The sequence below is a fragment of the Chryseobacterium sp. 2TAF14 genome, assembly GCF_052115105.1.
Lineage (GTDB): Bacteria > Bacteroidota > Bacteroidia > Flavobacteriales > Weeksellaceae > Chryseobacterium.
The window spans coordinates 1-356 of record NZ_JBFRGA010000390.1; the positions used below are offsets into that span (position 1 = coordinate 1).

General features: G+C 23.6%; 1 protein-coding gene. It reads right to left on the bottom strand.

Annotated features, from left to right (window positions below; genetic code table 11):
• The coding region (locus tag AB4Y90_RS18295) for a hypothetical protein (protein WP_441558979.1) at positions 1 to 356 on the bottom strand (356 nt) is incomplete at both ends.

Consider the following 356-nt stretch of genomic DNA (forward strand, 5'->3'; position numbering starts at 1 on the left):
GATATTCTGTTTGCTGATTACGTATAAAATATTTGAATTTAGGATTTAAAAATGACTTTATTTTTTCATTAATTTCATCTGTACGATTATAATCTGCATTAAAATTTACATAATCAAATTGAGACTTCTCAATTTTTACGATACCTGAAATTTTCTTTCTTTTTAATTTCGAATTTTTGAAAACAGTAATGCTATAAGACAAAGAATCAATTTTTTCTACTTTAATTATGTTTTCTTTATTGTAGTTTTTCTGCGTTTGTTCAGGAAACTGGTTTGAATATTTATAAGTAAAAGCGAGATTATCTTTCGACTTATCCACTTTAAAAACATGTCTTAAAGTATTTTCTTTCTCATAA